We start from the raw sequence: 20,231 nt of genomic DNA on the forward strand, positions 1-20,231 counted from the left end.
GGGGGTCAGTCGGGGTAGTCGATGCGCTGGCACAGGGTCTCGCTGTCGCCGCCGGCCAGGCGCGCCAGCACCTGGGGCAGCTCGTCGAAGCGCGCCCGGTGGGTGATGAGTCGGTCCAGCACCGGGTCGGTCAGCAGGGACAGCGCCAGCCCCAGCCGGCGCGCGTGGTTCCAGCGCGCGCGCTGCGCGGTGGCCACCTGCCCCACCTGGGAGCTGCGCAGCGTGAGCCGCTGCGCGTGAAACCCTGGCCCAGCGGCAGCGGCACCGCGCGGGTGCCGTACCAGCTCAGTTCCAGCACCGTGGCCTCGAAGCCGGCCAGGCCCAGGGCGGTGGCCAGGCCGTCGGGCTGGCCGCTGGCGTGGATGACCAGATCGGCCTCGGGCCGAGCGGCCCCGGGCAGGGCGAAGCCGGCGCCGAGCGCGCGCGCCACCTCGGCGCGCGCGGGCGCGGTGTCCACCACCTGCACCTCGCAGCCTGGCAGGCGCGCCGCCAGCCAGGCCACCAGCAGGCCGAGGGTGCCGCCACCCACCACGCTGATGCGATCGCCCACGCGCGGCGCGGCGTCCCACAGGGCGTTGATGGCGGTCTCCAGGTTGGCCGCGAGCACCGCGCGCGCGGGCGGCACGCCCTCGGGCAGCGGCGCCACGGCGCTGGCGGGCACCTGGTAGAGCGTCTGGTGAGGGTGCAGGCAGAACACGGCGCGGCCCCGCAGGTGCGCCGGGCCGGCCTCGACCACGCCCACGCTCACGTAGCCGTACTTCACCGGCGCCGGAAACTCGCCGACCTGGAAAGGCGCGCGCATGCGCCGGGCCTCGCTGGCGGGCACCTCGCCGCGGAACACCAGGGTCTCGGTGCCCCGGCTCACGCCGCTGCAGGGCGCGCACGCGCACCTCGCCTTCGCTCAGGACGGGCAGGGCCTGCGCGCGGATCTCGGCGCGCGAGGGCCCGGTGATCCAGCAGGCCTGGGCTGTGGCGGTGTGGACGGTGGTGGGGTTCAAGGGGTCGGGCGGACGGGTTCGGCCGGATCGAGCCAGGGGGCGGGGAAACAGGGCTTGCGCGCGCAGGCCAAGACGAGGAACCTCAGGGTTCGCCAGCCAGCCATCTTAGGCCCCCTCGCGCCAACGCCATGAACCCCGCCGCCGCGACCCTCGCCCCGCCGGCCCCGGACCCGGCCCTGCGGCAGCAGGCCGCCCGCGCCCTGGCCGGCGCGGGGCTGGCGCTGCTGCTGGCGGCCGGTGGCCTGGGCCTGTGGGGTGGCCTGGGCCTGGACTACCCGCTCAAGGCCCTGCTGGCCTACGCCCTGGGCGCCGCGCTGGTGTGGCGCGGCCTGGCCCTGGGCGGCCACCCGCACCGCCGCTTCGGTGCGGCCAACCGCGTCACGCTGGGCCGCCTGGCCGGCATGGCGCTGGTGGCCGCGCTGCTGGGCGAGGCCGTGCCCGCCGCCCCGCCCTCGGCCCTGCCGGTCGGTGGCTGGGCGCTGATCGCCCTGGCGACCACGGTCGCGCTGCTGGACGCGCTGGACGGCGCCCTCGCCCGCCGCCAGGGCCTGGCCAGCCCCTTCGGCGCGCGCTTCGACATGGAGACCGACGCGGCCTTCCTGCTGGCGCTCAGCGCCCTGGTCTGGCAGGCCGGCCAGGCGGGGCCCTGGGTGCTGGCCTCGGGCCTGATGCGCTACGCCTTCGTGGCCGCCGCCGCGTGCTGGCCTTGGCTGGGCGGACCGCTGCGGCCCAGCGTGCGCCGCCAGGCGGTGTGCGTGGCGCAGATCACCGCGCTCATCGTCTGCCTGGGGCCCAGCGTGCCGGCGCCACTGGCCTCGGCGCTGGCGGCGGCGGCCCTGCTGCTGCTCGCGGCCTCGTTCGGCACCGACATCGTCGACCTGGCGCGCCAGCGCGCCGCCGCCCCGGAGACCCGCGCATGAACCCCGCCCCCTCGCCCCTCTGGTCCCTCTGGTCCCCCGCCCGCGCCGCCGCCTGCTGGCCGCCGGCGCCGCCCTGGCCGCTGCGCTGCTGCTCCCGCCCACCGCCGCAATGGCCCAGGCCGCCCGCTACGAGCTCGACCCCGACCACATCACCATCGCCTTCCTGGTCGAGCACATCGGCTATGCCAAGGTGCTGGGCCTGTTCCGCTCCGCGCGCGGCAGCTACCGCTTCGACGAGGCCAGCGGGGCACTGACGGACGTGCGCATCGAGGTGGAGACCGCCAGCGTGTTCACCAACCAGCGCAAGCGCGACGAGCACCTCAAGGGCCCGGACTTCCTCAACAGCGGCGAATTCCCGCGCATGGTCTTCACCGCCAGTGGCGCCAGGCGCACCGGCGAGCGCCAGTTCGAGATCGCCGGCCAACTGGAGCTGTTGGGCAAGGCCCTGCCGCTCACCCTGCAGGCCACCTGGAACAAGAGCGCCGAGTCGCCCCTGGGCGGGCCGGGCCGCAAGCCCTACACCATGGGCGTGTCGGCGCGCGGCAGCTTCAAGCGCAGCGCCTACGGCATGAACTACGCGGTGGCCAACGGCTGGGTGGGCGACGAGGTGCCGCTGATCATCGAGTTCGAGGCGGTGCGCCAGTGAAGGCCCGGCCCGGTCGGCGGCGCGCGCCACCGGCCGGTCGGGCGTTCGCGCGCGCCGGGCGATCAGGCCAGGGCGGGCGCCGAGAGATAGGCCTCACCCTCGGCCAGCAGGCGGTTGAAGTGGGCCTGCACCGCGTCCAGCAGGGCCGCGTCGCGGCCGGCGTCCAGCCCGGCGAAGGCCTGGCCGTGGTACTCGCCCCGCCAGCACAGCACCCCGCGCAGCGAACCTTCCCGCGCATGGATCTCGCGGATCGTGCGGCACTCGCCGTCCTCCAGGGCATTGGGGTGGTGCAGCGCGTACCACACGGCCAGCGCCGCGCCGAAGGCCAGGCCCGACGCCGGCACGCCGTGGGCCAGGGCCATGGCCAGGCTGCCGAAGACCCGCTCGTCGCGCTGCAGCTTGCGCAGCGGGTCGCGGCCCACGCGCGCGCAGGGGTCCTTGAAGGCGTGGGCGCAGCGGCGGCGGAAGGTGTGCACGAATTCCGGCAGGTGCGGCCCCAGCGCGGGAAACGCGGCCCTGAGCGCGGGGGCGAGCTCCACGTCCAGCAGGTGGTCCATCAGGGCCTGCACCCGCACATCGCCCATGGCGTGGCCGATGGTGGGGTAGCCCAGCAGGGCCGCGTACCAGGCAATGATGGCGTGCGTGCCGTTCCACAGCCGGTTCTTGAGCGCCTGGACCTCGCCGATGTCGTCCACGGTGTCGATCTGGCGCAGGTGCTCCAGCAGCTCGCCCCCCCGCTGCGCGTACAGCGGCATGTCGGTTTCGCTGTTGAACAGAATCAGGTGCAGCGGCGCCAGGGCGCTGGCCGGGGCGCCGGCGTCGCGCAGGGTGCTGACGATGGGCGAGATCGCCTCGGCCTGGTCGTCGCCGATGCCATAGTCCGGCGCCGCCGTCTCCAGCGCGGCCTCGCGCACGGCGGCGACGTTCTTCTCGTACAGGTCGTGCTTGATGCGCAGCTGGCGCAGCAGCGCCTCCTCGGACAGCTTGGAGACGATGCGCGTGACCACCGTTTCGCAGAAGTGCGTGCGTTCCAGCGCCTGCTCGGCCTGGCGCGCCGGCAGCCGCTCGCGCAGGGCGCCGGCCACCTGCTCCTGCACGAAGCGCGCACCGCCCACCTTGTTCAGCACCACCAGCACCGTCAGCGAGCGGCCGTGCGCGGCGAAGCGCTCCGCCAGGCCCCGGGCGATCACCGGGGCCTGCGCCGCCATGGCCTGTTCGGGCAGGCACAGGGCCACGATCTCGCAGTCGCGGTACATGCCGGCGACGGCGGCGTCGTCGGCCGCGTCCACCAGGCGCATGCGCTGGATGGTCTGGTCAAAGGCCAGGCTGCCGTAGCGCACGCTGTACTTGCCGAAGGCGTTGACGGCGTCGCGCAGCAGCGCGTTGCCGGTGGAGGCGATGATCTCGCCCGGCCGGGTGTAGCCGTCCCAGTGCGAGAACACCTGCGCCAGGTAGCCGCCGCCCATGGCGCCGAAGCCGTGGATGCCGGCCTTGAGCTGGTTGACCGCCTGAGGAAAGGGCTCGGTGAGGGCCGGCATGGGCAGCCTGGGCGTGCAGGCCGCCAGCTCCTGCAGGAAGCCGCGCAGGCTGGCGTAGCGCGCGAAGGCCCGCTCGGCCACCTCCGGCCGCGGCGGCTTGATGTCCTCGACCAGGATGGCCAGGCCGCCGGCGTCGGCCGCGGAGCGCAGGCCGTTCTCGGAGTCCTCCAACATCAGGCAACGCTCGGGCGGGCTGTTCAGGGCCTCGGCGGCGCGCAGGAAGATCTCCGGGTGCGGCTTGCCCTGCTTCACCTCGTCGCCGCAGACGCAGAGGTCGAAGTACTTGAAGATGTTCGCGTTGATGAGGTATTCCTCGGCGATGGCGCGCCGGCTGGAGGTGGCCACCGCCATCTTCAGCCCCGACTTGCGCAGGCGCTCCAGCACCGGCAGCAGCCCGGGCTTGACCGGCACGCCGTGCGTGCGCACATGCTGCAGTTCCAGCTCGTCGGCGCGGCGGCGGATGTCGGCGTACGGAAACGCCGCTCCATAGTGCTGTTTGGCAAGTTCTTCAGCCTTGGTGGCGCTCAGGCCCAGCGAGCCCACGAGCACCTCCTCGGTGAAAGGCTTGCCGAACAGTTCTTCGGCGGCCTGCGACAGGGTGCGGAACCTCAGTCGCTCTGTGTCGAACATGGTCCCATCCATATCGAAAATGGCGGTATCGATCGTCTTGTTCTTGAATTGAAGCATCCAGGTCCTTTCTGCTGTCTGGGGGCGGGAAAAAAAACCGGCCATTGTGAAGCAAGCGGGAAGGCAGCCCCATGACGGCCGCCACCGCGGGCCGAGCCGCACTGGCGTTTGTGCTGCTCAATACCTTGCTGACCTTCGAGAACCGCTGGCCCGGCCTGGGCGTGCGTTTCATGCCGCGCCTGTCCTTCGAGCTCTGCCTGGGCCTGGCGCTGCTGGCGGCCTGGGTGGCCTGGCGCGGCGCCCCCACGGCGCGCGCGACCCAAGCGCTGGCGCTGGGCGCCGTGGCCCTGGCGGCGGCGCGCTACGCCGACGTGACCGCGCCCGCCATGTTGGGCCGGCCGGTCAACCTCTACTGGGACGGCCGGTTCGCGCTCGATCTGGTGGAGCTGGCGGCGCGGTCCTGGCCGGCGTGGCAGCTGGCCGTCGCGGCGCTGGCCGTGGCGCTGGGCGCGGCCCTGCTGCTGGCGCTGGCGCGCTGGGCCATCGGCGCGCTGTCGCAGGCGCTGAGCGCCTGGCCGGCGCTGCGGCGCGGCAGCCTGCTGTCGGCCACCGCGCTGAGCCTGTGCTTCGCCGCCTATGTGCCCGGCCAGCGCGACACGCGCTGGTTCTTCTCGCTGCCGCTCGCGCCCACGCTGTGGAACCAGGCCACGCTGTTCGCCCAGGTGCTGGGGCCTGGGCGCGGCGAGGCCGCGCTGGGCACCGGTCCGGCCTTCGACACCGACCTGCAATCGCTGCAAGGCGCGGGCGGCCCGGCCGACGTGCTGCTGCTGTTCGCGGAGTCCTACGGCGCCGTCGCACTGGACGACGCGGCCCTGTCGCGCGCGCTGGCGCCGGCGCGCGCGACTGCAGGCCGCCATCGACGCCAGCGGGCGGCGCGTGCTGTCGGCCCGCGTGCGCGCGGCCACCTTCGGCGGCGCCTCGTGGCTGTCGCACGCCAGCCTGCTGTCGGGCCTGGCCATCACCGACCCGGCGCGCCACAACCTGCTGATGACCAGCCAGCGGCCGACGCTGGTGAGCCACTTCGCGCGGCACGGCTACCGAACGGTGGGCTGGATGCCCGGCATCAAGCGCCCCTGGCCCGAGGGCGCCTTCTACGGCTTCGAGCGCTTCGCCGACGACGCCCACCTGGGCTACCGCGGCCCGGACATCGGCTACTGGCGCATCCCCGACCAGGTGGCCATGGCGCTGCTGCACGAACAGGAGCTGAGCGCGCCGCCGGCCACGCGCCGGCCGGTGTTCGCGGTGTTCCCCACGGTCAGCACGCACGCGCCGTTCCAGCCACTGCCGGCGCTGCTGGACGATCCGCTGCGCGGCCCGCCCACGGACCCCGCGGGCGTGTCGGCCGGCGCGGGCTATCCCGAGGGCCTGCGCTACCAGTTCCGGTGGCTGGCGCGCCACCTCGAGCGCACGGCCGGCCAGCGACTGGTGCTGATCGTCGTCGGCGACCACCAGCCGCCCGGTGGCGTGGCGGGGCGGGACGCCCCTTGGGACGTGCCGGTGCACCTCATCACCAGCGACGCCACGCTGGCCCGGCGGTTCCAGGCCCTGGGCTTCACGCCCGGCCTGCAGCCGCAGGGACCGGCGCTGGGCGCGATGCACGACCTGACGCGCTGGCTGCTGCTGGCCTTCGATGGCCGGGCCGAACCCCACTGAATCCACCCAAACGGACAAGCCATGCCGCACCGATGCATGCCCCCTCTGGCCTTGCCGGCCCTGCCCTTGCTGCTGGCCGCCTGCGCCGCGCCGCCGCCCGCCAGCGACACCCTGGGCATCGCCTTCGTGCGGGTGCCGGCGGGCGAGTTCTCGATGGGCAGCGACGAGCCGGCGTCCAGGCTCGCGGCCAGCTACCCCGGCCTGGAGCCGTCCCGCTTCGAGGGCCTGTCCGACGAAGCGCCGGTGCACCGCGTGCGCATCACCCGGCCTTTCGAGATGGCCCGCCACGAAGTCACGGTGGGCCAGTTCCGCGCCTTCCTCCAGCGCTCGGGCCATGTGCCCGAATCCATCGCCGACGGCACCGGGGGGTATGGCTACAACCCCGCCTACGACCCCGCCACCACCCCCCGGCGCGACGCCTTCGAGGGCCGTTCGCCGCGCTACTCCTGGCAGAACCCCGGCTTCGCGCAAGGCGACGACCACCCCGTGGTCAACGTCACCTGGAACGACGCCACCGCCCTGGCCCGCTGGCTGACGCAACAGGAGGGCCGGACCTACCGCCTGCCCACCGAGGCCGAATGGGAATACGCCTGCCGCGCCGGCGGCACGGGCCGCTACCAGCACGGCGACGACCCGGCGGGCCTGGTCCGCGTGGGCAACACCTTCGACGCAGACGCCGCCGCGAACTGGCCCGCCTGGCGCGCGCGCGCCCTGCCCGGCCACGACGGCCACGCCTTCACCGCCCCCGTGGGCCGCTACGCCCCCAACGCCTTCGGCCTGTACGACCTGCACGGCAATGTGTGGGAATGGGTGTCGGACTGGTACGGCGAGGACTACTACGCGCGCTCCCCCACCGACGACCCCCAGGGTCCGGCCGATGGCAGCGTCAAGGTGCGGCGCGGTGGCTCCTGGCACACCTGGCCGCTGTACGCGCGCTGCGGGTTCCGCAACTGGAACACCGTGCAGACGCGGTACACGCTGGTGGGGATTCGCCTGGTGAGGGAGCCGAAGCGCTGAGCCGGGCCTCAGGCCCCCGCCGCCGCCTGCAGCGCCGCGTCGTACGCCGCCCGCTCGAACACGAACGGCCCGAAGCCGCCGTAGTCCCAGTGCCCGGCGGCCGAGCCCGCGCGCCGGTGCGGTTGCTCGAACCCCGACCAGATGACCCGGACGGGCCCCACGGTGACGGTGGCCAGCAGCGGCCAGCAGCCCGGTTCGCCACAGGCGCATTCGAGCAGGGCCCGCTTGTCGTCGGCGTCGGCCGCCCCTTGCCGCAGCGCGGCCCATTGCCGCGCGGGCGGCACCGGCCACACGTAGGCCGCCGCCAGGCCCGGGTGCCCTTCGGCCTGGGCCATGGGCTGCTCGTACCGGCGCACGGCCTCGATCAGGCTTTCGCCGTCGATCAGCAGCTCCAGCGCCGCGTGGCGCGAGCCGTCGTCGAGCGTGACCGTGGTTTGGCGGGTGGTGAGTTGGTTCATGCGGGGGTGCCGGGCCTGGCCGAACAGGGCCCGTAGGTTCTGGCCGAGGGCGGCCATCCTAGTCGAGACCCCGGTCCGCCACCCGTCGCCCCGGCCGCGGGCGACGGCCCCGCTACCGCACCCGCCAGGCGTACACATCACCCGAGCGGGCGTTCGCCGGCAGCCTGCGCAGCCAGTCGCGCATCGCCTCGGCCCCATCCCCGTCCGGCCGCAGCAGGCGCTGCCGTTCGCCCAGGGAGACCGCGTAGCGGTAGCCCCCCTCCCCGGCCAAGGCCTCCAGCCGATCGATGCAGCCCAGCGCCACCTCGCGCACCGCCGGCACGAACTCGAAGGACAGGGCCGGCAGCGGCTGGCTCAGGCCCAGCAGCACCTCCAGTTCGAAGCCTTCCACGTCGATCTTCACGAAGTCCGGCAGGCCGTAGCGCGCGATGAGCGCGTCCAGGGTACCCACCTCGACCCGCGGCCCGGGCGTCCAGCGCACGCCCCGGAACGACGGCGCCGCGCCGGCCCGTGCGACGAAGTGAGGCGAGAGCGTGGCCACCGTGGGCGTGCGCGGGCTGGCCATCAGCCGCGCCTGGCCCGCCGCGCGACCCAGGGCCTGTTCGAGCACGGCCACCGATCCGTCGCCGGCGAAACGCCGGCGCAGCCGCCGCGCGAAATCCGGCTGCGGCTCCAGCGCCACCACGCGCGCGCCCAGCGAGCGGAACGCCGCCACGCGGTTGCCCAGGTGCGCGCCGACGTCGAAGGCCAGGCCGCCCGCCGGCACGAAGCGGCGGTAGAAGCGCCGCAGCTGCGCGCCACGCCAGGGAATGGCGCGGTAGATCAGCAGGGAGCGCAGCAGGCCGAGGGTGGCGGGCCAGTTCATGGGCGGGCGTCCACTCCGTCGCGCCGATAGGCCAGCACCTTGAGGCTGCGCTGCGCCGACACGTCCTGGAACGCCGCCGGGTTGGCCACGCGCTCCACGAAGGCCAGCCCCGGCGCGTTCAACTCCACCGCCTCGCGCAGGAACGCCACGCCCAGCTCCGGCGCGTTCAGGCACAGCAGCGCCTGCCCGCCCGGGGCCAGCAGCGACGGCAGGCGCCGGGCCAGTCGGGCGTAGTCCTTGGTGGCGACGAAGCTGCCCTTCTGAAAACTGGGCGGGTCGCAGATGACGAGGTCGTATGGCCCGCCGCGCGTGAGCTTGCCCCAGGAGCTGAAGATGTCGTGGGCCAGGAACCGGGCGCCGGCCTGCAAGCCGTTCAGCCCGTGGTTGGCGCGGCCCGTGGCCAGCGCGCCGGCGGCCATGTCCACGTTGACCACCTCGCTGGCCCCGGCCTGCAGCGCGACCACCGAGAAGGCGCAGGTGTAGGCGAACAGGTTCAGCACGCGGTCGCCGCCTTGCACGCGCTCGCGCACCCAGCGCCGGCCCTCGGCCATGTCCAGGAACAGGCCGTGGTTCTGGCCGCGCAGCAGGTGCACGAGGTAGCGCGCGCCGGCCTCGGTGACCACGTGCGGCTCGGGCAGGGACCCGGCCATGAGGCGCGTGGTGGCGCCGTGGCCGCGGCACTGATACACCCAGCTCAGGGGGGCGTCGGTGAGTTCGCGCCAGCGCGCGGCCAGGGCCTCGCCCACGGCGGCCAGCGCGGCCTCGTCGAGCGCTTGGAAGGACGTGAGCAGCAGCGCGGGCGGGAAGGCGTCCAGCGCCAGGTGTTCGCAGCCGGGGTGGAGGCCGCCCCGGCCATGGAAGACGCGCTGGGCGTCGAGGGGAAGGGCCATCGTCGCGATGGCGTCGAGCAGGGCTTGCATGGGGCGGCATTCTGGGGCCGGCATCGGCCGGGGGGCGCCAGCGCGTGGTGCCGGCCGGGCCATCCAAGCCGCGGCCTGCTCCGTATAAAGGGCATGTCCGCCCCACAGCCCACGCCCGACCGCCGCTGGCAATGGAGCAATGTCCTGTGGACGCAGCTCGCCTGGTTCGCCGCCGTGCTCGGGGCGGCCCATGGCGTGCCCGCGTGGGGGACACTGCCCGCGCTGGCCGTGCTGCTGTGGCACCTGCGGCGGGCCCCGCGGCCGCGGTCCGAGGCCGTGCTCATGCTGCTGGCCGCCGGGCTGGGCACCCTCGCCGACACCCTGGTGCTGCACCAGGGCGTGCTGGCCTTCGCCAGCGGCCAGTGGAGCGCCGCCCTGCCGCCCCCTTGGATGAGCGCGCTCTGGGCCGTCTTCGCCACCTCGCTCAATGTGACCTTGCGTTGGCTGCATGGCCGCCCCCTGCTGGCCGCTGCGCTGGGCGCCGTGGCCGGGCCACTGGCCTTTCTGTCGGGCGCGCGCCTGGGGGCGGCCCAGTTGCTCGAGCCCGGGGTCGCCATGGCCCTGCTGTCGCTGCAGTGGGCGCTGGTGCTGCCCGTGCTGGCCCTGTGCGCGCGCCGGCTTGATGGGGTGGCGGCCCCCGCCCCGTCGGCCGGCACAACCCGCACGCCTTAGCGCGCCCGCTCCCTGGCTGGGGCTTCGTGGGCGGGCGGCTGCGGCGCCGCGTCGGGCCCCGACTCCGGCCAGCGCTGCGGCACGCGCCGCACCTTCTCGAGGTCATAGCCCAGCGCCTGCAGGCGGGCCATGGCCTGTTCATGGTCCTGCGGCGCGATCTGCGGCGTGCGCGCCATCAACCAGGCGTAGTCGCGATCGGACCGGGCGATCAGCGTGCGCTGCCCGTCCGGGGACAGCTCGGCGATGACGTATTCGGCCTGGAACGGCCACAGGAACTGCATGTCCCACACCGCGTTGCCGGTGCCGGGGCGCACCGTACCCACGGGGTGCATGGTGCTCACCGGTGCGTCAAAACCGCCATGGCGGTAGCGAAACCGGGTGGCGATCCTGCCGTCCTCGCGCAAGGCGTAAGTTTCCACCGCGTTGAAGGCCGCGCGTTCGGGCCAGGTGGGCACGTGCGCGATGACGTACCAATCGCCCATGAAGCGGGCCAGATCGACCTGGCCCGCGGTCGGGATCGAGGGCATGCGCGCAGCGGGCGGGCCGCCGCGGCTGGCGCAGGCGGCCAGGGCGGCGGCCGCGCACGCGAGGGCGGCCCGCAGGCGCCAGCGCGGATGGGAGGGGTTCTTGTCCATGGTGGTGGGGATGGCGTTCGGCGGGCAATTGTCGGATGTACGCAGCCCGCGGCCCCACGGATCACCGCGCCCCCCGGCAAATACTGTTCATGGATGTGAACAAGGCCTGGCCGGCCTTCGAGGGCACCCATAGCATGGACCGATTGCAAGCCATTGGATCAGCGACCACCATGCAACGGCCAGTTTTGAACGAAGTATTGACAACGCCCTATACCGACGAATTCGATGTGGTCGTGGCCGGCGGCGGGGCCTCCGGATTGATCGCCGCGGTATCGGCCAGCCGCCTGGGCGCGCGCACGCTGTTGCTTGAACACGCCAATTGCCTCGGCGGCACCGCGACCTACGGCATGGTGGCCCAATGGATCGGCTTCTACAACCGCGATACCCGCGTGGTGGGCGGTATAGCCAAAGAACTGGCCGACCGGGTGGTGGCGCTCGGCGGCAGCGAGGGATTCAAGCAATACCTCATGGCGGAAGCCAGCGAGCATCCGATCCCCATCGTGCATTTCGCGTTCAACCCGGAAGTCGTGAAAATCGCCGCCGATGCCCTCGCGGCATCGACGCCGTTGCAGGTGCGTTTCCATACCCGGGTCGTCGCCCCGATCGTGGCGAATCGGCGCGTCACGGGCGTGGTCATCGAAGACATTTCCGGGCGCAGCGCCATCCGCGCGCGCATGGTGATTGACGCCACCGGCGACGCCGCCGTCGCCTTCGGCGCGGGCGTGGCCATGGCGCCGTCCGAATGCTCCGATGCCGCGAATGTCCAGCCGTGCACGTTGATGTTTCGCCTGTCGAATGTCGATGTGGCCAGCTTTCGCGCCATTCCACGCGCACGCAAACGGGAATTGGCCCTGCAAGGCATTCGCGAAGGACGGATCTTCTGGGAAAGCCTGTCCTTTTGCAGCACCCCGGGCAACACGGACGCCATTTGCCTGATGAGCCGGGTCTCCGGGATCGATGCGACCCAGGCGGGCGATCTCAGCCGCGCCGAAGTCGAAGGGCGGCAGCAGATCGGCTCCATCCTGTCGTTTCTCAAAGAGCATGTGGCGGGTTTCCAGCAGGCGACGCTGGCCGCCATCGCCGGGCACGTCGGCGTGCGCGAAACGCGCCGGATGGCCGGCCGCTACACGCTCACTCAGGAGGACATCCTGTCGTTCAGGCACTTCCCGGATTCGATCGCGCTGGGCGCCGGGCCGATGGATATCCACGAAGCCGGCGGCACCGGGATATCGCTCCATGTGCCGGCCCGCCCCTTCGAAATTCCCATGCGTTGCCTCATGCCGGCGTCGATGTCCGGCCTGGTGGTCACGGGCAGGGCGATTTCCGCGACCCGGCAGGCCAACGGCGGCGCGCGGCATATGGCCACGGCCATGGCATTGGGCGAAGCGGCGGGCGTCATGGCCGCCCTGGAAGCGGCGAGCGGCGCCGACCCGAACGCGGACGCCGTGCGCGGCGTCATCCAGGCCCGCGGCGGCTTTGCCAGCGCCACGCACGCCACCGAGACATTCGCCAGCCAATGAATTTGCCTACCCCACAGGAGACCACCATGCTCAGCCGACGCGAATTGTTGATATCCGCCACCGCCCTCGCCGCCACCGGCGTTGGCCGGGCGCAAACCTATCCGTCCAGGCCCATCACGATGATCGTGCCCTTTTCGCCGGGCGGTGCGGCGGACATCACCGCCCGGGCGATTTCCACGGGGCTGGCCGAGGTGCTCGGTCAGCCGGTGGTCGTGGACAACAAGCCTGGCGCCAGCGGGATCATCGGCGCGGAAGCCGTGCTGGCGCGGCCCGCCGACGGGCATACCCTGTTGCTCGCGTCGAATTCCGTCACCACGGGCAAATGGCTGTACCCCCGCATTTCCTTTGACGTGCTGAAGGACTTTCGCGGCATCGGCATGGCCTTGAAAAGCCCCTACATGGCGGTTGTCGCCGACAGCTTCCGGGGCCATGGCATCCAGGACCTGGTGCGATGGGTCAACGAGCGGCCCGGCTCGATCAACTACGCCACCGCCGGCAGTGGCACCGGCCCGCACCTGTTCGGCGAGATCTTCCAGCGCCAGACGGGGACGTCCATGGTGGGCGTGCCCTACAAGGGATCGGCGCCCGCCCTTGCCGCCGTGCTGAGCGGCGAGGTGTCTGTCTACTTCGACATTCTGATGTCATCCAAGGGCTTGCTCGCCAGTGGCCGCCTGAAGTCGCTGGCGGTATCGAGCGCCGAACGCCTGGCGCAGTTTCCGGCCGTGGCGACATTCGCCGAACAAGGCATCGCGGGCCTGGAGCTCTACTCATGGTTCGGGGTGGTGGCCAAGGCCGGCACGCCCGGGCCGATCGTCCAGCGCTTGAATGAGGCGCTGAACCAGATCGTTCAGGACCGCCGGTTTTCGGCCCGCGCCGTGGAGCTGGGCGCGACCTCGGTGGGCGGTTCGGCCGAGGCGTTCCAAGCGGTCATCGAAAGGGACACGGCCCTGTGGGGCCAGGTCATCCGGGAAAAGAACATCCGGCTGGAATGACATGTCGCCAGGCCGTGACGGCGCCGGCGGGGCCCGGCGCAACGACAACATGGACCTCCCCGTGGCCGATCTGGTCGTCGTCGGCTCGGGCGCCGCGGGGCTCACGGCGGCCATCGTCGCCAAGCGCCGGGGAATGCGCGTGGTGGTGCTGGAAAAGGACGCCCTGGTCGGCGGCACCACGGCGGTTTCCGGCGGTGTGCTGTGGGTGCCGCTCACGGCCAGGGGGCGCCAGCAGAACCCGCAGGATTCGCCGGCGGCCGTGCGCGAGTACCTTCGCCACGAAATGGCCGATCGTTATGCGTCGGACGCGGTGGAGCTGTTCCTGGAGAAGGGGCCGGAAATGGTCGACTTCCTCGAGCGCGAGACCGATGTGAGGTTCTGTTCGACGCTGTACCCCGACTACCACCCCGAGGCGCCGGGAGGCAGCCTGCTCGGGCGCGCCCTCGTGGCCGCTCCGTTCGACACCCGGCGGCTGCGACACGAGCGCCGCCGCTTGCGTCCACCCTTGAAGACGATCACCTTCATGGGAATGATGTTCAACTCATCGAACGCCGACCTGAAGCACTTTTTCAAGGCCACCCGATCGCTCGCCTCGTTCTTGTATGTCGCCAGACGCCTGGTGTCGCATGGCGTCGATCTGCTGCGGTACGGCAGCGCGGTGCAGGTCACCGGTGGCAACGCCTTGGCTGGCGCCTTGTTCAAGGCGGCGGCCATCGACCTCGGGATCCCGGTGCTCACCCAGGCCGAGGTGACGGACCTGGTCCGGGACGGGCACGGCATCACAGGCGTGTCAGGAACGTTCCGAGGCAAACCCTTTCGACTGATGGCACCGCGCGGGGTGGTGCTGGCCTGCGGCGGGTTTTCGCACGACCAGGCGCTCACGGCCTCGCGGTTCCCGAAAGCGCTGGCCGCTCGAAAGCCCCTGTCCGCCACCCCACCGTCCATCACGGGAGACGGTATCCGCCTGGCCTTGTCCGCCGGGGGATGCCTGGCAGCGCCTCTGCCGCAACCGGCCGCCTGGATGCCCCTGTCCATCGTGCCCTGGGGGCGCTCTGGGCCCGCGGTCTTTCCCCATTTGCTCGATCGCTACAAGCCCGGGGTCATCGCGGTGCTGCGCAGCGGCCGGCGCTTCACCAACGAGGCCAACGCCTACCACGACGTGTGCACGGCGGCCCTGCGCGAGGCATCCGACGGCTCCGAGCCCGCGATGTGGCTCATCTGTGACAGCCGCGCGCTGGCGCGCTATGGCCTCGGTTTCGTCAAGCCGGCGCCGCTGCCGTTTCGCCAGCACCTGAGAAGTGGCTACCTGTGCATGGCCAACACCTTGTTGGAGCTGGGCGAGAGACTCGGCATTGACGGCGGTGAGCTGGGCAAGACCGTCGAGCATTTCAACCGAGAGGCGGCGGCCGGAAGGGACCCCCAGTTCGGGCGTGGTTCGACCGCCTTCAACCGCTTTCTGGGCGACCCGGATTGGAAGCCCAATCCCTGCGTCGCCCCCCTGGAACGCCCGCCCTTCTTTGGCCTGAAGGTGCTGGTGGGCGACCTGAGCACGTTTGACGGATTGCGGGCCGACCTGAAGGGCCGAGTGCTCGCGCGGGATGGCACCGCCGTGAACGGTCTGTATGTGGTCGGGGCAGACCGCGTGAACATGATGGGTGGCGCCTACCCTGGCCCAGGCATCAACCACGGCCCGCACATGACGATGGCATACCACCTGGCCAGCACCATCGGGCAGAATGGGTTTTCCGCCAGTTAGGGAGTTGCCGTGCCGCGCCATCCGCCGAGTTCCCCGACAGGCAGCGGTGCGGTGAAGTCGGCGCACAGGACCCTGGACCTGCTGGAGATCCTGGCCAATTCGGACCGCTCGCTGACCCACGCCGAACTGGCGTCGCGCGCGGCGATCCCCAAGAGCAGCCTGAGCCAACTGCTCAGGACACTGCAAAGCCGCGACTACGTTCAATCGCTCGGCCCCAATGGCCCCTACCGCCTGGGCGCCGCGGCGGTGAACCTGATCCGCCATGGGCTGCACATCCAACGCCTGGTGGCGCAGGCCCGGCCGCACATGGAGACGCTGGCGCTCGAGGCCCGGTACTCGTGTGGGCTGAACATCCTGCGCGGCGACATCGTCGAGCGGGTGCTGGGGGTCACGGCCGCCGATGCCCAGGGCTATGCCATGCACGAGGGGGTGCGCGCGCCGCTGTACGCCAGCTCGTCCGGCAAGCTGTTTCTGGCGCACATGGCCAGCGAGGACGTGGAGTCCTATCTGGCGCGGGTGCAACTGCGGCCCATCACCAGCCGGTCACTGCACTCCAGCAAGGAACTGCGGCGCCAGATCCGGCTGGCGCGCGAAGAAGGCGTTGCCTATTCCAAGGACGAGTTCACCAACGGCATCGTCGGCGTCTCGGTGCCGATCCTGAGTGCCCACTGGCGGATGACCGCCTCCTTGGGGCTGGCGGTGCCTTCCAGGGAATTCGACGCCCGCAAGGACGCCCTGCTGGTGATTCTGCGAAAGGCGGCCCACGGCATCTTCACCCAGGTATCGGCGGCCTGAGGCGGACCGCGCTCACCGTGCCCACGCCCGCACGGTCTCCACGATCAACTCCGAGACCTCGCCCATCACCGCGTCCTCCAGCAGGCCGGCGCGGCACCACAGGTAGATGGGGCGCGGCGTGGGCGGGCCGGACATGGGCAGCTCCACCAGGCCGAAGCGCGCCGCCAGGCGGCGCAGCGGAAAGCGCGGCAACACCGCCAGGTGCTGGCCCTGGGCCAGCATGTCCAGCAGCATGGCGGCGTCGCCCAGCACGGTGATCTCGACGCGCAGGCGCTGCACGCCCACGGCCTCCAGCTTGCCGCGCACGTCCTGGTCGAAGGGCGAGGCCGTGCCCAGGCTGATCCAGGCGCGGTCGTCCACGTCCTCGGCGCCCAGCTCGGCCTTGCCCGCCAGCGGGTGCCGGCGCGCGCAGAACACGCCCAGTTCGTCGTCGGCCAGCAGCTGGCGCACGATGCCCGGCGGCGGGTGCTCCAGCCAGGACGGCGCGATCACGAAGTCGTGCCCGCCGTCGATGAGCTGCTCCAGCAACAGGTGGGGCCGGTCGTTCTGCAGCGCCAGTGCCAGATCGGGGAACTGCCGCAGCAGCACCGGCGCCAGCTCGCCCATCACCGCCGCGCCGATCACCGGGCCGATGCCCAGGCGCACCTGGTGGCGGATGCCGCCCCGGTGGCGGGCGGTGACCTCGGCCGCGTCCTTCAAACGGCGCGCGATGGCACGGCCCTCGCGCGCCAGCATCTCGCCCAGCGGCGTGCTGCGCACCCCGTAGCGGCTGCGCTCGAACAAGCGCCCGCCGGCCTGCATCTCCAGCGTCTGCATGTTGTGCGTCAGCGTGGGCTGGGTCAGGTGCAGGTGGCGGCTGGCTTGGGTGATGGACCCCTTCTCCAGGATCGCGGCGAGCTGCACCAGGTGCCTTGGGTCCATAGGAATTTTTATATTTGGCGAGCAATTTTCAATTTTACGGATGCGATCGCCGCCCCTAAGCTCCGCAGAGGCCCCATCGAGGCGTGCCATGGTGAGGCACGCCCGGGGCAATGCCAACCACCCCCATCAGGAGACAGACCGATGAATTTTTCCCGCCTGCTTCGCGCGCTCGCCCATGCCGGGCTCTTTGCCCTGGCCGCTGGCGCCGTCCATGCGCAAAGCTGGCCAGGCAAGCCGGTCCGCCTGCTGGTGGGCTCGCCGCCCGGCGGCCCGTCCGACATCACGGCACGCACCTTCGCCGACCAGCTGGGCAAGCGCATCGGCCAGCCGGTGGTGGTGGAGAACCGGCCTGGCGCCGGCAACAACCTCGCCGCCGCGGCCGCCGCGCGCGCCGAGCCCGACGGGACCACCCTGGTGCTGAGCCCGGACACGGTGCTCACGGTCAACCCGCTCGTCTACACCAGCGGCGACTTCAACGCCGCGCGCGACCTGGTGAACATTTCGGTCGTCGCCAGCTTCTCGCAGATGCTGGTCTGCAACACCGCCGCGGGCGTGCGCAGCGTGGCCGAGCTGGTCGCCAAGGCCAAGGGCGGCACCTCCCTGATGTACGCCTCGGGCGGCCCCGGCGTGCCCGGCCACCTGGCCAGCGAAATGCTGTTGGAGCAGACCAAGGTGCGCATGGAACACGTGCCCTACCGGGGCCCGGCGCCGGCCACGCAGGCCGTGTTGGGCGGCGAGGTGGCCTGCGGCTTCCTGGCCACGCCCACGGTGCTGCCGCACGTCAAGAGCGGTCGCCTGGTGGCGCTGGCGGTGTCGTCCGAAGCGCCCTCCTCGCTGGCGCCGGACGTGCCCACGCTGGCCAAGGCGCTCAACCAGCCCGGCCTGGACGTGAGCTTCCGCCTGGTGCTGCAGGCCGCCAAGGCCACGCCGCCGGCGGTGGTGGCCGAGATCGAGAAGCACGCGGCCGAGATCATGAAACAGGCGGATGTGCGCGAACGCCTGAAGAACTACGACCTGACCGCCGTGGGCAGCACCAGCGCGCAGGCCCAACAGGTGCTGACCGCCGAAATGAAGCGCTGGGAGCCGGTGGTCAAGCGGCTGGGGCTGAAGGCGGAGTGAGGCCGCACGGGCCAGTCCCCCGGGCGCGCGCGGGCCTGGGCCACCGGGCGGGCCTGGCGCGAGGGGCGCACCGCCGCCGACGACCGCGTCCACCCACGCTGGCGCTAAGCTGGCGCGCATGACAGAACTGGTCTACCCCGCCGCCGTGGTCTTGCTGGGCTACGTGGTGCTGGGCATCACGGGCTTCGGCTCGGCGCTGATCGTCGTGCCGCTGCTGGCCTGGCGCTGGCCCCTGCCCGAGGTGGTGGCGCTCACGCTGCTGATGGACGTGCCCGCGTCGCTGCTGCACAGCGGCCTGAACCTGCGCCAGGTCGATTTCGGCGAACTGCGCCGTTTGCTGCCCGGCATGGCCGCCGGCACCCTGGCCGGCCTGTGGCTGAGCGGGGTGCTGGACGCCCGCTGGCCTTTGCTTGCGCTCGGCCTCTACGTGGCCACCGTGGGCATCAACGCGCTGCGCCCGCGCCTGGCCGCGCCGCGGCCCCTGGCCGCACCCTGGGCCCATGGCATGGGCTTCGGCATCGGGCTGGTGGAAATGCTGTTCGGCACGGCGGGCCCCCTGGCCGTGGCCTGGCTCAGCCGCCGGCTGCGGGACGTGCATGCCCTGCGCGCCAGCACCCCGGTGATCATCGTGGCCGGCGCCGCCACGGTTCTGCTGGGCATGGCCTGGGTCGGTCGCCTGTCGAGCGGTGCGCTGTGGTGGCGCTGGGCCGGCCTGATCGGCCTGGCCCTGCTCGGCGTGCTGATGGGCAACCGCCTGGCCCGCCACGTACCGGCGCCGAGGCTTCGCCAGCTCATCTGCGGCCTGCTGGTGATCAGCGGGCTGATGCTGGTGCGCCACGCCTGGACCCAGGCCTGAAGGGCGCCGGGTGGCGGGACGGTTGTCCGAGGGAAGTTATTTGAATGAAATCAAATGACTTTTCTCGGTTTCTCATGTTTTTCATGAGAAACCAACTGGCGACGGATCACTCCCACTCTATTGTAAACAAGACATTTTTATCTTTTATATTCAATGGCTTATTTTCCTGCTAATTGGTAATACCATGAAAAATACCATGCTCAGAAAAGGCTTAACAATATTTTGAAAAATTGCCTACTGAGCGCTGCCGCACAGCTCCATAGGCCGCTTTCCTGGCTTTGCTTCCAGATGTATGCTCTTCTGCTCCTGCAGCTAATGGATCACCGCAAACAGGTTACTCGCCTGGGGATTCCCTTTCGACCCGAGCATCCGTATGAGACTCATGCTCGATTATTATTATTATAGAAGCCCCCATGAATAAATCGCTCATCATTTTCGGCATCGTCAACATAACCTCGGACAGTTTCTCCGATGGAGGCCGGTATCTGGCGCCAGACGCAGCCATTGCGCAGGCGCGTAAGCTGATGGCCGAGGGGGCAGATGTGATCGACCTCGGTCCGGCATCCAGCAATCCCGACGCCGCGCCTGTTTCGTCCGACACAGAAATCGCGCGTATCGCGCCGGTGCTGGACGCGCTCAAGGCAGATGGCATTCCCGTCTCGCTCGACAGTTATCAACCCGCGACGCAAGCCTATGCCTTGTCGCGTGGTGTGGCCTATCTCAATGATATTCGCGGTTTTCCAGACGCTGCGTTCTATCCGCAATTGGCGAAATCATCTGCCAAACTCGTCGTTATGCATTCGGTGCAAGACGGGCAGGCAGATCGGCGCGAGGCACCCGCTGGCGACATCATGGATCACATTGCGGCGTTCTTTGACGCGCGCATCGCGGCGCTGACGGGTGCCGGTATCAAACGCAACCGCCTTGTCCTTGATCCCGGCATGGGGTTTTTTCTGGGGGCTGCTCCCGAAACCTCGCTCTCGGTGCTGGCGCGGTTCGATGAATTGCGGCTGCGCTTCGATTTGCCGGTGCTTCTGTCTGTTTCGCGCAAATCCTTTCTGCGCGCGCTCACAGGCCGTGGTCCGGGGGATGTCGGGGCCGCGACACTCGCTGCAGAGCTTGCCGCCGCCGCAGGTGGAGCTGACTTCATCCGCACACACGAGCCGCGCCCCTTGCGCGACGGGCTGGCGGTATTGGCGGCGCTGAAAGAAACCGCAAGAATTCGTTAACTGCACATTCGGGATATTTCTCTATATTCGCGGT

22 protein-coding genes are annotated in these 20,231 nt (G+C 71.1%); 12 read left to right on the forward strand and 10 right to left on the reverse strand.

Translation table 11 applies throughout. The features are described 5' to 3' along the window. Nucleotides 1-5 precede the first annotated feature (5 nt). Together SOM08_RS14965 and SOM08_RS14970 are read right to left on the reverse strand one after the other, a co-directional pair. The gene (locus SOM08_RS14965; RefSeq protein WP_322469221.1) at nt 6-197 is read right to left on the reverse strand and encodes a hypothetical protein; all 192 of its coding nucleotides are present in this window, start codon (nt 195-197) and stop codon (nt 6-8) included. After that, nucleotides 131-865 carry a zinc-binding alcohol dehydrogenase gene (locus tag SOM08_RS14970; RefSeq protein ID WP_322469222.1) on the reverse strand — a complete coding sequence of 245 codons (735 nt, stop codon included), beginning with the start codon at nt 863-865 and terminating at the stop codon, nt 131-133. The genes SOM08_RS14965 and SOM08_RS14970 overlap by 67 nt, the downstream gene beginning before the upstream one ends. A gap of 261 nt (nt 866-1,126) precedes the next feature. Between SOM08_RS14970 and SOM08_RS14975 the strand changes: the two genes are divergently transcribed. Together SOM08_RS14975 and SOM08_RS14980 are read left to right on the forward strand one after the other, a co-directional pair. After that, nucleotides 1,127-1,918 (forward strand): CDP-alcohol phosphatidyltransferase family protein, encoded by a 792-nt coding sequence (locus tag SOM08_RS14975; RefSeq protein WP_322469223.1) that lies wholly within the window; start codon nt 1,127-1,129, stop codon nt 1,916-1,918. A gap of 109 nt (nt 1,919-2,027) precedes the next feature. Next, nucleotides 2,028-2,564, forward strand: coding sequence for a YceI family protein (locus SOM08_RS14980; RefSeq protein ID WP_322469224.1), 537 nt, complete (start codon nt 2,028-2,030; stop codon nt 2,562-2,564). 62 nt (nt 2,565-2,626) lie between these two features. Here the strand turns inward: SOM08_RS14980 and mtlD are convergent, their stop codons facing one another. The 3 genes from mtlD to SOM08_RS14995 form a co-directional block, all read right to left on the reverse strand. Continuing rightward, complete coding sequence (gene mtlD / locus SOM08_RS14985; RefSeq protein ID WP_416186965.1) at nt 2,627-4,732, reverse strand: bifunctional mannitol-1-phosphate dehydrogenase/phosphatase; 2,106 nt, start codon at nt 4,730-4,732, stop codon at nt 2,627-2,629. Between the two features lie 406 nt (nt 4,733-5,138). Continuing rightward, on the reverse strand, nt 5,139-5,339 hold the full coding sequence (locus tag SOM08_RS14990) for a hypothetical protein (RefSeq protein ID WP_322469226.1): 201 nt from the start codon (nt 5,337-5,339) through the stop codon (nt 5,139-5,141). Between the two features lie 24 nt (nt 5,340-5,363). Next, complete coding sequence (locus SOM08_RS14995) at nt 5,364-5,507, reverse strand: hypothetical protein (protein WP_322469227.1); 144 nt, start codon at nt 5,505-5,507, stop codon at nt 5,364-5,366. 158 nt (nt 5,508-5,665) lie between these two features. Between SOM08_RS14995 and SOM08_RS15000 the strand changes: the two genes are divergently transcribed. Together SOM08_RS15000 and SOM08_RS15005 are read left to right on the forward strand one after the other, a co-directional pair. Then, on the forward strand, nt 5,666-6,442 hold the full coding sequence (locus SOM08_RS15000; protein ID WP_322469228.1) for a hypothetical protein: 777 nt from the start codon (nt 5,666-5,668) through the stop codon (nt 6,440-6,442). Between the two features lie 21 nt (nt 6,443-6,463). After that, the gene (locus SOM08_RS15005; RefSeq protein ID WP_116957366.1) at nt 6,464-7,459 is read left to right on the forward strand and encodes a formylglycine-generating enzyme family protein; all 996 of its coding nucleotides are present in this window, start codon (nt 6,464-6,466) and stop codon (nt 7,457-7,459) included. A gap of 8 nt (nt 7,460-7,467) precedes the next feature. Here the strand turns inward: SOM08_RS15005 and SOM08_RS15010 are convergent, their stop codons facing one another. The 3 genes from SOM08_RS15010 to SOM08_RS15020 form a co-directional block, all read right to left on the reverse strand. Then, nucleotides 7,468-7,917 (reverse strand): hypothetical protein, encoded by a 450-nt coding sequence (locus SOM08_RS15010; RefSeq protein ID WP_220377546.1) that lies wholly within the window; start codon nt 7,915-7,917, stop codon nt 7,468-7,470. Nucleotides 7,918-8,029: 112 nt separating this feature from the next. Beyond that, nucleotides 8,030-8,782 (reverse strand): FkbM family methyltransferase, encoded by a 753-nt coding sequence (locus tag SOM08_RS15015; RefSeq protein ID WP_322469229.1) that lies wholly within the window; start codon nt 8,780-8,782, stop codon nt 8,030-8,032. Further along, nucleotides 8,779-9,702 (reverse strand): class I SAM-dependent methyltransferase, encoded by a 924-nt coding sequence (locus SOM08_RS15020; protein WP_116957368.1) that lies wholly within the window; start codon nt 9,700-9,702, stop codon nt 8,779-8,781. The genes SOM08_RS15015 and SOM08_RS15020 overlap by 4 nt, the downstream gene beginning before the upstream one ends. A gap of 93 nt (nt 9,703-9,795) precedes the next feature. Between SOM08_RS15020 and SOM08_RS15025 the strand changes: the two genes are divergently transcribed. After that, entirely contained in the window at nt 9,796-10,374 is a 579-nt protein-coding gene (locus tag SOM08_RS15025) for a DUF2878 domain-containing protein (RefSeq protein ID WP_322469230.1), read from the forward strand. Here SOM08_RS15025 and SOM08_RS15030 read toward each other — a convergent pair. Next, nucleotides 10,371-11,009, reverse strand: a complete 639-nt coding sequence (locus SOM08_RS15030; protein ID WP_322469231.1) for a lipocalin family protein — start codon at nt 11,007-11,009, stop codon at nt 10,371-10,373. The genes SOM08_RS15025 and SOM08_RS15030 overlap by 4 nt on opposite strands. Nucleotides 11,010-11,098: 89 nt before the next feature. Here SOM08_RS15030 and SOM08_RS15035 point away from each other — a divergent pair, with 89 nt between their 5' ends. From SOM08_RS15035 to SOM08_RS15050, 4 genes are read left to right on the forward strand one after another with little or no spacing between them, the layout of a single operon-like run. Beyond that, a complete protein-coding gene (locus SOM08_RS15035) occupies nt 11,099-12,529 on the forward strand; it encodes an FAD-dependent oxidoreductase (protein WP_322469232.1) in 1,431 nt (476 codons plus the stop codon). Nucleotides 12,530-12,555: 26 nt separating this feature from the next. Further along, nucleotides 12,556-13,521, forward strand: a complete 966-nt coding sequence (locus tag SOM08_RS15040) for a tripartite tricarboxylate transporter substrate binding protein (RefSeq protein ID WP_322469233.1) — start codon at nt 12,556-12,558, stop codon at nt 13,519-13,521. Nucleotides 13,522-13,570: 49 nt separating this feature from the next. Beyond that, complete coding sequence (locus SOM08_RS15045; protein WP_322469234.1) at nt 13,571-15,277, forward strand: FAD-dependent oxidoreductase; 1,707 nt, start codon at nt 13,571-13,573, stop codon at nt 15,275-15,277. Nucleotides 15,278-15,328: 51 nt separating this feature from the next. Next, a complete protein-coding gene (locus SOM08_RS15050) occupies nt 15,329-16,072 on the forward strand; it encodes an IclR family transcriptional regulator (RefSeq protein WP_322469235.1) in 744 nt (247 codons plus the stop codon). A gap of 12 nt (nt 16,073-16,084) precedes the next feature. On the opposite strand, the gene SOM08_RS15055 is transcribed toward SOM08_RS15050, so the two are convergent. Further along, nucleotides 16,085-16,993 (reverse strand): LysR family transcriptional regulator, encoded by a 909-nt coding sequence (locus SOM08_RS15055; protein ID WP_181936388.1) that lies wholly within the window; start codon nt 16,991-16,993, stop codon nt 16,085-16,087. Nucleotides 16,994-17,134: 141 nt separating this feature from the next. On the opposite strand from SOM08_RS15055, the gene SOM08_RS15060 reads away from it, so the two are divergent. The 3 genes from SOM08_RS15060 (at nt 17,135) to sul2 (ending at nt 20,197) form a co-directional block, all read left to right on the forward strand. Further along, nucleotides 17,135-18,112 carry a tripartite tricarboxylate transporter substrate binding protein gene (locus tag SOM08_RS15060; protein WP_322469236.1) on the forward strand — a complete coding sequence of 326 codons (978 nt, stop codon included), beginning with the start codon at nt 17,135-17,137 and terminating at the stop codon, nt 18,110-18,112. Between the two features lie 118 nt (nt 18,113-18,230). Continuing rightward, a complete protein-coding gene (locus SOM08_RS15065) occupies nt 18,231-18,968 on the forward strand; it encodes a sulfite exporter TauE/SafE family protein (RefSeq protein ID WP_116957376.1) in 738 nt (245 codons plus the stop codon). Nucleotides 18,969-19,381: 413 nt separating this feature from the next. Beyond that, complete coding sequence (gene sul2 / locus SOM08_RS15070) at nt 19,382-20,197, forward strand: sulfonamide-resistant dihydropteroate synthase Sul2 (protein ID WP_001043260.1); 816 nt, start codon at nt 19,382-19,384, stop codon at nt 20,195-20,197. Nucleotides 20,198-20,231 lie beyond the last annotated feature (34 nt).

Source organism: Hydrogenophaga sp. SNF1 (assembly GCF_034421675.1).
Classification (GTDB): Bacteria; Pseudomonadota; Gammaproteobacteria; order Burkholderiales; family Burkholderiaceae_C; genus Hydrogenophaga; species Hydrogenophaga borbori.

Coding starts and splice junctions, on each gene's coding strand:
- SOM08_RS15040 (WP_322469233.1), top strand. CDS start 12,556: ATGCTCAGCCGACGCGAATTGTTGATATCCGCCACCGCCCTCGCCGCC.
- SOM08_RS15055 (WP_181936388.1), bottom strand. CDS start 16,993: ATGGACCCAAGGCACCTGGTGCAGCTCGCCGCGATCCTGGAGAAGGGG.
- SOM08_RS15035 (WP_322469232.1), top strand. CDS start 11,099: ATGGATGTGAACAAGGCCTGGCCGGCCTTCGAGGGCACCCATAGCATG.
- SOM08_RS15005 (WP_116957366.1), top strand. CDS start 6,464: ATGCCGCACCGATGCATGCCCCCTCTGGCCTTGCCGGCCCTGCCCTTG.
- SOM08_RS15065 (WP_116957376.1), top strand. CDS start 18,231: ATGACAGAACTGGTCTACCCCGCCGCCGTGGTCTTGCTGGGCTACGTG.
- mtlD (WP_416186965.1), bottom strand. CDS start 4,732: ATGTTCGACACAGAGCGACTGAGGTTCCGCACCCTGTCGCAGGCCGCC.
- SOM08_RS15015 (WP_322469229.1), bottom strand. CDS start 8,782: ATGAACTGGCCCGCCACCCTCGGCCTGCTGCGCTCCCTGCTGATCTAC.
- SOM08_RS15025 (WP_322469230.1), top strand. CDS start 9,796: ATGTCCGCCCCACAGCCCACGCCCGACCGCCGCTGGCAATGGAGCAAT.
- SOM08_RS15020 (WP_116957368.1), bottom strand. CDS start 9,702: ATGCAAGCCCTGCTCGACGCCATCGCGACGATGGCCCTTCCCCTCGAC.
- SOM08_RS14980 (WP_322469224.1), top strand. CDS start 2,028: ATGGCCCAGGCCGCCCGCTACGAGCTCGACCCCGACCACATCACCATC.
- SOM08_RS15045 (WP_322469234.1), top strand. CDS start 13,571: ATGGACCTCCCCGTGGCCGATCTGGTCGTCGTCGGCTCGGGCGCCGCG.
- sul2 (WP_001043260.1), top strand. CDS start 19,382: ATGAATAAATCGCTCATCATTTTCGGCATCGTCAACATAACCTCGGAC.
- SOM08_RS15010 (WP_220377546.1), bottom strand. CDS start 7,917: ATGAACCAACTCACCACCCGCCAAACCACGGTCACGCTCGACGACGGC.
- SOM08_RS14975 (WP_322469223.1), top strand. CDS start 1,127: ATGAACCCCGCCGCCGCGACCCTCGCCCCGCCGGCCCCGGACCCGGCC.
- SOM08_RS15060 (WP_322469236.1), top strand. CDS start 17,135: ATGAATTTTTCCCGCCTGCTTCGCGCGCTCGCCCATGCCGGGCTCTTT.
- SOM08_RS15030 (WP_322469231.1), bottom strand. CDS start 11,009: ATGGACAAGAACCCCTCCCATCCGCGCTGGCGCCTGCGGGCCGCCCTC.